The organism is Sphaerochaeta sp. S2, assembly GCF_016406725.1.
In the GTDB taxonomy this organism is placed as follows: domain Bacteria; phylum Spirochaetota; class Spirochaetia; order Sphaerochaetales; family Sphaerochaetaceae; genus Sphaerochaeta.
The window spans coordinates 1-7,135 of the sequence record NZ_JAEKNT010000525.1; the positions used below are offsets into that span (position 1 = coordinate 1).

Consider the following 7,135-nt stretch of genomic DNA (forward strand, 5'->3'; position numbering starts at 1 on the left):
ACGTTGTCCTTTGGGTCAAGTACAATTGCTTTGGATTCCAAACGAATCACTCCTCTGCTTCAGTATTCGCTCTATCGTAGAGGAAAATGCGTATTGAGAAAAGTATAGAGGGTCGATTTTACTATCTCTAACCAAGAAAGGGAAATTTCGGGTATTTCTCTTTCAACAATGAGATGATCAAGGAGCAGACTACCCTTGCCCCTTTTTCATTCAGATGGGTATCGTCAGCAACACCCTCCGGATAGTTTGGGTGTTCGCCTGCCTTGAGGTGGAGAAACAACTCCTTGGAATATTCGTCTCCCATCTGATCAAGCAGGGAGAATGTTGTCTTATGCATATCAATACAGGCATAGCCCCTTGCCTGGCAGAGGGAGAGCATCGCGTGTGGGTACTCACCATGGGTGTGCTCAAGGCTACCATCTGGGAGGAACTTTCTTCGAGCAATAGGGGTAAGGAAAACAGGGGTTGCGCGCTTTGAATGCACCGACTCAGCCATACAGGCAAGATTACCCTGAAAGGTGGACCAAGGCTCGGTGTATCGTTCCTTGTCCTTCTTGCTGTCATTATGACCAAACTGGATGAATACAAAATCCCCCGCTTCCAACACTCCAAGGCATCGGTCAAAGACTCCTTCCTCAAGGAAGGACTTGGTACTCCGTCCATTCAGGGCGAGATTGGTCACACCCCAGGAAGAGTCGATATAGCTCTCAATGTACATTCCCCACCCAGTTTCAGGACGTTTGTCATCCTCCTTGGGGGCACAGGTGGAATCTCCCAGGAGAAATAGTGTCTTCATGATTGCTTTTCCTCTTCCTCTTTTCCCCAACCATAGAGCATGTCTTCACTGGACACCTTTTCCTGGACAGGTTGCTTAGTAGCTGGTGTATGATGCTTGAGAAGTCCAAGAATCCCAAAAATCGCTAAGACCGCTGCTACCAGGTAGACAGCAATCAAGATAATAATATCGCGCATCTTATCTTCCCTCGCTCTTTCGTTGCCAATAAGAGATGGCAAGTTGGGTACGGTCACGCAATCCCAACTTCTCCAACATCACAGATATACAGTTTCGAACCGTTCCCTCACTTAAACAAAGCCTATCGGCAATTTCCTTGTTGCTAAGCCCTTGGGCAACTTGCAAAAGCACCTCGTTCTCCCGATTACTGAGAGAGGAGAACATCTGTTGCTCTGAGAACTGCTTAAGAGCCTGCTCGCTGATCACAGGCAACCCCTGATATACTGCCTTGATCGTCATGATCTGCTTCTCAGTCTCATCACTCTTCAGGAGGAACCCACTGGCGCCTGCTTCCAGACAACGGTGAAGCGTCCGATAGTCTGCAAAGGTGGTAAGCATCAATATCTTGACCTTCGGGTACTTGGTTCGGATCCTCTGTGCTGCCTCGATACCATCCATTACCGGCATCTGGATATCAAGTAAGATTACATCAACCTGGGTATGCTCAAGGAAAGAGAGTGCTTCTGCCCCATGGGAAAGGGCTCCTACAATCTGCAGCTGGGCATCACCAGAGAGCAAAATCTCCAAGCTCTCCAGTACCAATGCATCATCATCGACCAACAGAATTCTCATAACCCCATCTCTCCCCTGACCGGAATGGATATCAGCAACTTGAACTGTTCTCCTTTCTGAATCGACATACTTCCTCCGAGGCGTTCCACCCTCCGTCTCAAATAGCGTAGTCCATTTCCTGTACTTGAGCTCTTCTGTCCCATAATCCCATCATTCTCCATGGTGAGTTGCACCAGGGTACTGTTGCAATCGAGGGAGGCGGAAACCTTCGTTGGATTTGCATGCTTTGCCACATTGGTAAGCGCTTCCTTGATTGCAGAATGCAGTATCTGTTGTAATGCAGGGGGAACGAGGGCAACATCCCCACGAATCGTATACTGGACTGGGTAGACAAACTCCTCAAAGAGCCTGGCAATGGATCGCTCTACTTGCTTTTCATCCGGTTCCAGTTGCCTGACCGCAAGCTTGAGTTGCGCCAATGCAGAGGAGAGTCGCTGCTCAATCTTCTCTTGGCTCACTTTAGCCTTCTCAACATCACCCCGCTCAAGGAGCATATCGAGGGCTTTAACACTCAGATGGGCTGCAGTCAACTCATGCCCCAAGCTGTCATGCAGGATCTGGGCAATTTGCTCCCGCTCCTGAAGACGGGAGAGATACTGGGCATCGGCATAATCCAAGAGTAGGTGCTCAGTCTCTGCTTCCAGATGGTGGGTTCTCATCCGATACTCGTCAGCTTCTTTTATCAGTTGCATCCGCTCCAGCTCCCATACTCCCACGAGGGCTCCAAGGAGCAGTGAGAAGAGCGGTACAAGCAGCTCAAGCCCCTGAAGGACTACTACCAAATATACTGCAAAGGGAATACAGAAAAGCAAATTCCTATGTGATGCAAAATAGAAAAGATAGAGCGAGAGCAAGAGGGTTGCCTCAGGCAAGGAGAGAGAGAGTATCGTCAATAAGGAGGCATCAATGAGCATCCAAGCAGGAGAAAACGAGAATCGCCATCGAAGCATCAGCGAGAAGACTACCAAGAGGAAGACCAGAAGCAAGGGAGGATCCATCATGCGGTAGCGCAAGAAGAACACGAGGAAAAACAATACACCCAAGACAAACCGAAATAGGTGCTTGCTCTCTATGCTTATTCTTCTACCCACTAGTCCCTAAAGCCTCCTTCTACTTCCTACCAAGAGAAATATCCCTGCAAATATCAAGAGTATCACAACAGCGAGCAGCAGAGAAGCACCAGCTTGCTCATTGAGGGCTTCTAGGCCATGGGCAAGCCAGTAGGTAGGCAGCACTCGGACCATTCGTTGCATGGCAGGAGGAAGGAAGCGAAGAGGAAAGGTAAGTCCACTGACAAGGCAGAGAATAGAACCTACCCCACTGAAAAGGGCAAAACTCGTAGTATAGGAGCGAAACATGGTATTCCACGCCAAAGAGAATGAAAGGGTCATGACGCTGTAGGAACAATAGAGGATGAAGAGCAACAAGTAATTGGTTGTATTACTCCCATGTACGATGAGCGAGGCAATGATGAGCACCAAGCTTTGGGTAATCAGCAACAGAGAACCGGCTGCTAGATGACTGGTGAGATAGTGTGCATGACTGATGGGAGAAGAAGCAATTCTCACCAACACTCCCCGCATCCTGTCTTCAGCAACGGTACGTACCAAGAGGAATGCTGAGTAGAAGTTAAGCAACCCAAAAAGACTGAAAGACATCGGCAAGGAACCAGGCATGCTGGGGACCAGAAGGAGAACCAGAGGGAAGAGCAACAGCAAGGGAAGTGTTAATCTCTGACGAAGATTCTCCCTTAGGGCGAAGGTTAAAATACTCATCTGCTTATCCTCCTTACCAAAGGTTTGAGACAGAAAAACAATAACACAATCAGGATAACCAATACAGCGAAGCAGATAAGAAAGAGCCTATGCTGCCCCTCCATAACTGCCAAACTTGCAGTATTTGCCAGACCCATCGGGGTTCCATATAAACGGAGTATACGGAAGAACTCCGTCTGGGGAAGCGGGAAATAGAGCCCAACTGTCATGGGCACAATCGAGCCATAGATGGTGGTAACCATATTCGCAGTCTTGACCCCACCGGTAAGTAACAACAGTACCGTTCCAAGGAGTTGGTTGAAGACCACAGAGACCAATAAAACCAGCAAAACCAAGGGGAGAGAGGGGAATGAAGCCCCAAGGATGATACTGGAGAATACAAGCAGGATGGAAGTCTGCAAGAAACTCAGTACTGTGGAGCTGACAAGGATGGAGAGTATGATGGACCGTATATCGACTGGGGAAGAGAAGATCCTGTCATGCATCGGAGAGTAGAGATCCTCAGCCAGTGTTTCAAAACTAATTGCCGATCCATAGATCTGGAAGGTCAAGGCAAACCCAATTGCCAATGCCGTTATACGTGATTGCCCTCCCATGCCCATCCCGGTCTCGATGCTGATATTCTTATAGAGGTAGTCGAAAAAGAAAATCAGTATCAGAGGGAAGAGAATCAGGACGGCATGTCCTACAAGGTCTCGGCTGCTGCGTTTCAATTGGAAGGCAATCATGACTGGACCTCATCACGTAGTTGCTTGCCTGTAAGCGTCAAGAAGACATCCTCAAGATCGGGTTGTTTGGTGTTTATGGTTACCAGGCCCTGCTCACTGAGGATCAGGACAACCTTGTCCAGTACAGGAATGCCACCTGGCACAACAATCCTGTAGCGGGTTCCCTCCAGAGCTACCTCTTTTACATCAGGCAAACGTAAGAGCTGTTGCTTCTTCTCCTCGCTTGCAATGCGGACCTCAACTTCTATGAAGTGATCACCCTGGATCCGGGCAATCAACTCAGGGAGCGTACCCTGGGCAATCATATGACCACTGTCCATGATATAGATACGTGAGGCTACCGCTTCCACTTCCTCAATATAGTGCGAGGTGTAGATAATGGTGCTGCCTTCCCTGGCAAGTTGTTTGACAAAGCTGAGAATGAAAGAACGTGACTGGGGATCGATACCAACTGTCGGTTCATCCATGATGATCAGGCTTGGACGGTGCATCAAGGCACAACCAATATTGAGCCTACGCTTCATTCCACCACTATAGTGCTTGGGTTTGTCATCAAGCCGGCCTTCCAGTCCGATTACCTGGGCTACCTCTTCAATACGTCTTGCAATGGATTGCTTATCCATCCCATAGAGTGACGCGAAAAAGGCGAGATTGTCTCTGCCGCTCATCTGCTCGTAAATGGTAATTTCCTGGGTAACATACCCGATATTGCGCCGGATTTCCCGGTTTTTCCCGTCTTGTTTTTGTGAGAAAACCGTAATTGATCCCTCATCTATGGGAATTAAGCCGATGATGGAGCGGATGCACGTAGTTTTACCCGCTCCATTGGGTCCAAGCAGGCCCACGACCTCACCCTCTTCCACCTGCATGGAACAACAATCCAGAGCAAGGGTAGACCCAAACCGTTTAATGACTTCATCAACCTGTAACAGCATAATTTTATACCTCTTGCTCGAGTATACAGGTAGGAGGCGCTTACTGTTCAGTGACAAATGTCACAATATGTATTACTTTACCAAGACATTCGGTTCAATGGTCACTTCTGTTTTCATCGAATTGGAGATAAGGCAGTACTTCTCCGCTTTTTCAAGCATCGTAATGGTCTTCTCTTTTAGCTTTTCATCAGCAATGACCACCGTTGGCTTGATGTGAATACGGGTCATGAGAAAACCCTTCTCGGCCTTTTCCATGGTCCCAGAAGCTTCACTCTTATAGCTCAAGAATGCAAGCTTGGTTTTCTCTGCAAGGGAGAGAAAGGTGGTCATCAAGCAGATCTCTGCAGCAGCGGTGTAGAGATGCTCAGGTGACCATATTCCTTCATGGCCTCCTGGAAAATTTGCAGGTGTTGCAACTTCAATGGTGGGCAATGTAGGTGATGAGAGAGCTGCCCGTCTCTCTTTTGTCCACTCAACGTGGGTTGTATAGGTATGACTATCGCTCATGATTGACTCCTTTTAATAGAAACCAAATATACTCAGAGATCAGTATATCGGCTACTGGGAATAAACAGTGTAACAACCACTACATCTCATATCGCAAATATCCTTAAGGAGAGAAAGAAAATGAACTGTATCACAACTATGATTGTAGGGACCTTGCTTGCACTCTGCAAGCTATTCCTGAAATACAGATAGGAGAAGAGGAATGCTATCACGAACCAAGCTATATAGTTCTGCAAGGGAATAGGTCCGGCTGTCCAATTCCAGTAATCAAATGCAATGGCAACCGGCTCCATGACATAATCAAACAAAACGGTCAGGGAAGCGGTAATCAGAGCAGCTAGGGCATTGTTCGTGACTTTCTGTCTAAGTACATCTGCAATTCCCAGGATGATGATGGTCCAGTTTATCCCGATAAGCAGCGGAACGCCAAGCAACTTCAGGCCAAGGGTATCCCCATAGGTATAGGCCCCAAAGATAAGCGAGGTAGCCACCCCCACGATCTCAAGGAACAGTGTGACAAGAAAGGTAACAGAAGCCCATGATAAGAGAGGATTGTTCTTCTCTCGTATATCAAAAAAGAAACCAATAACCGAGGTTAACAGAATTGAGTATGGGGTTAAAACCAACATGAGAGGAAGCGTAGCATCGCCGATGTGGGAAAGCGTACCCACAAGATAGAATGGAACCAGGAGATAGATGATCAGACGTTCTTCTTTCCTTAGATGGGACATGGCAGGGCTACTCCTAGCATATGGGCAACTCCCTTTCGCAAGATCCTACTTTTCGGCGGTTTGACTTGTCTTTCAAAGACAACGAGCGGGTCCTTGGCTATTTGGCTGGCGGTCCAGCAATACATATCTGCGGCAGTCATGATAGGAATCCTGTATCGGCGTGGAATATAGGCATAGCCTTCTTCTGCTTCTCTCTGCCACCCTTGATATCGCTCAATCTCTCTTCTGATAAAGGCAGAGAAAGCCTCAGGATTCTTTTTTGCTTCCTCCTCCTTCAGCGATACGAGAGAGGTATCCAATAAGGGAAGATATCGTCTTCCAAGTTCATTGTCCTCTGCAATATCACGGATGAAGTTTATATACTGCATCGCACGGCCAAGCATGGCTGCATAAGGAAAGGAAGCTTCATCCAGATCCATGATCCGTGCCATGAACAGGCCGATCACCTCTGCTGAACCATAGATATAGGTCAGTACATCCTCAAGCGTTTCACAGGTTGATTCACTCAGATCGTGTTCCATGGAATCAAGGAAGGCTTCAGTCCAGGAAGGGTCGAATCTTTTTCGTTTCTGTACTCGATAAAGGCATCAATGACTTCATCCCCACAGGGTTCACCACTGGAAAAAGACTTTGTGTAAAGAGAGCGGAAATGATGAAACTGCTGAGGATCCACCGGTTGGTCATCCACCAGGTTATCCGCTACACGAACAAACCCATAGAGCGCATAGACGTCCCTACGAACTTGCGGAGGGAAGAAGCGGGAGCTGAAGTAATAGGTATTACTTCCGTTCCTAAAGATATGTTCATGTCGGTCAGCTACCATAGGTTTCCTGAATTTCCTTTGCAATCAGTTCACTGGCGATAAGCACCATGG

9 protein-coding genes and 1 pseudogene are annotated in these 7,135 nt (G+C 47.7%); all 10 read right to left on the reverse strand.

Annotated elements, in window-relative coordinates; all coding sequences use genetic code 11:
• Window positions 1-127: 127 nt before the first annotated feature.
• Window positions 128-796, reverse strand: coding sequence for a rhamnogalacturonan acetylesterase (locus JF818_RS15405; protein ID WP_198892925.1), 669 nt, complete (start codon window positions 794-796; stop codon window positions 128-130).
• On the reverse strand, window positions 793-972 hold the full coding sequence (locus JF818_RS15410; protein WP_198892926.1) for a hypothetical protein: 180 nt from the start codon (window positions 970-972) through the stop codon (window positions 793-795). The genes JF818_RS15405 and JF818_RS15410 overlap by 4 nt, the downstream gene beginning before the upstream one ends.
• Before the next feature lies 1 nt (window position 973).
• Window positions 974-1,585 carry a response regulator transcription factor gene (locus JF818_RS15415; RefSeq protein WP_198892928.1) on the reverse strand — a complete coding sequence of 204 codons (612 nt, stop codon included), beginning with the start codon at window positions 1,583-1,585 and terminating at the stop codon, window positions 974-976.
• On the reverse strand, window positions 1,582-2,676 hold the full coding sequence (locus JF818_RS16750; RefSeq protein ID WP_198892930.1) for a histidine kinase: 1,095 nt from the start codon (window positions 2,674-2,676) through the stop codon (window positions 1,582-1,584). Before JF818_RS16750 ends, JF818_RS15415 begins: the two co-directional genes overlap by 4 nt.
• Window positions 2,677-2,682: 6 nt before the next feature.
• Window positions 2,683-3,360 (reverse strand): ABC transporter permease, encoded by a 678-nt coding sequence (locus JF818_RS15425; RefSeq protein WP_198892932.1) that lies wholly within the window; start codon window positions 3,358-3,360, stop codon window positions 2,683-2,685.
• Window positions 3,357-4,088: a hypothetical protein gene (locus JF818_RS15430; RefSeq protein ID WP_198892935.1), complete on the reverse strand. Its 732-nt coding sequence runs from the start codon at window positions 4,086-4,088 to the stop codon at window positions 3,357-3,359. Before JF818_RS15430 ends, JF818_RS15425 begins: the two co-directional genes overlap by 4 nt.
• Window positions 4,085-5,023: an ABC transporter ATP-binding protein gene (locus tag JF818_RS15435; protein WP_198892937.1), complete on the reverse strand. Its 939-nt coding sequence runs from the start codon at window positions 5,021-5,023 to the stop codon at window positions 4,085-4,087. The genes JF818_RS15430 and JF818_RS15435 overlap by 4 nt, the downstream gene beginning before the upstream one ends.
• 72 nt (window positions 5,024-5,095) lie before the next feature.
• Window positions 5,096-5,530 (reverse strand): OsmC family protein, encoded by a 435-nt coding sequence (locus tag JF818_RS15440; protein ID WP_198892938.1) that lies wholly within the window; start codon window positions 5,528-5,530, stop codon window positions 5,096-5,098.
• A gap of 86 nt (window positions 5,531-5,616) precedes the next feature.
• The gene (locus JF818_RS15445) at window positions 5,617-6,261 is read right to left on the reverse strand and encodes a carotenoid biosynthesis protein (protein WP_198892939.1); all 645 of its coding nucleotides are present in this window, start codon (window positions 6,259-6,261) and stop codon (window positions 5,617-5,619) included.
• Window positions 6,249-7,084 (reverse strand): annotated as a pseudogene (locus JF818_RS16755) (phytoene/squalene synthase family protein). The gene JF818_RS15445 and the pseudogene JF818_RS16755 overlap by 13 nt, the downstream one beginning before the upstream one ends.
• Window positions 7,085-7,135 lie beyond the last annotated feature (51 nt).

What these genes read in the sequence shown, in the direction of transcription:
- JF818_RS15405 (WP_198892925.1), bottom strand. Translation starts at nt 796, where the DNA reads ATGAAGACACTATTTCTCCTGGGAGATTCCACCTGTGCCCCCAAGGAG.
- JF818_RS15410 (WP_198892926.1), bottom strand. Translation starts at nt 972, where the DNA reads ATGCGCGATATTATTATCTTGATTGCTGTCTACCTGGTAGCAGCGGTC.
- JF818_RS15415 (WP_198892928.1), bottom strand. Translation starts at nt 1,585, where the DNA reads ATGAGAATTCTGTTGGTCGATGATGATGCATTGGTACTGGAGAGCTTG.
- JF818_RS15425 (WP_198892932.1), bottom strand. Translation starts at nt 3,360, where the DNA reads ATGAGTATTTTAACCTTCGCCCTAAGGGAGAATCTTCGTCAGAGATTA.
- JF818_RS15430 (WP_198892935.1), bottom strand. Translation starts at nt 4,088, where the DNA reads ATGATTGCCTTCCAATTGAAACGCAGCAGCCGAGACCTTGTAGGACAT.
- JF818_RS15435 (WP_198892937.1), bottom strand. Translation starts at nt 5,023, where the DNA reads ATGCTGTTACAGGTTGATGAAGTCATTAAACGGTTTGGGTCTACCCTT.
- JF818_RS15440 (WP_198892938.1), bottom strand. Translation starts at nt 5,530, where the DNA reads ATGAGCGATAGTCATACCTATACAACCCACGTTGAGTGGACAAAAGAG.
- JF818_RS15445 (WP_198892939.1), bottom strand. Translation starts at nt 6,261, where the DNA reads ATGTCCCATCTAAGGAAAGAAGAACGTCTGATCATCTATCTCCTGGTT.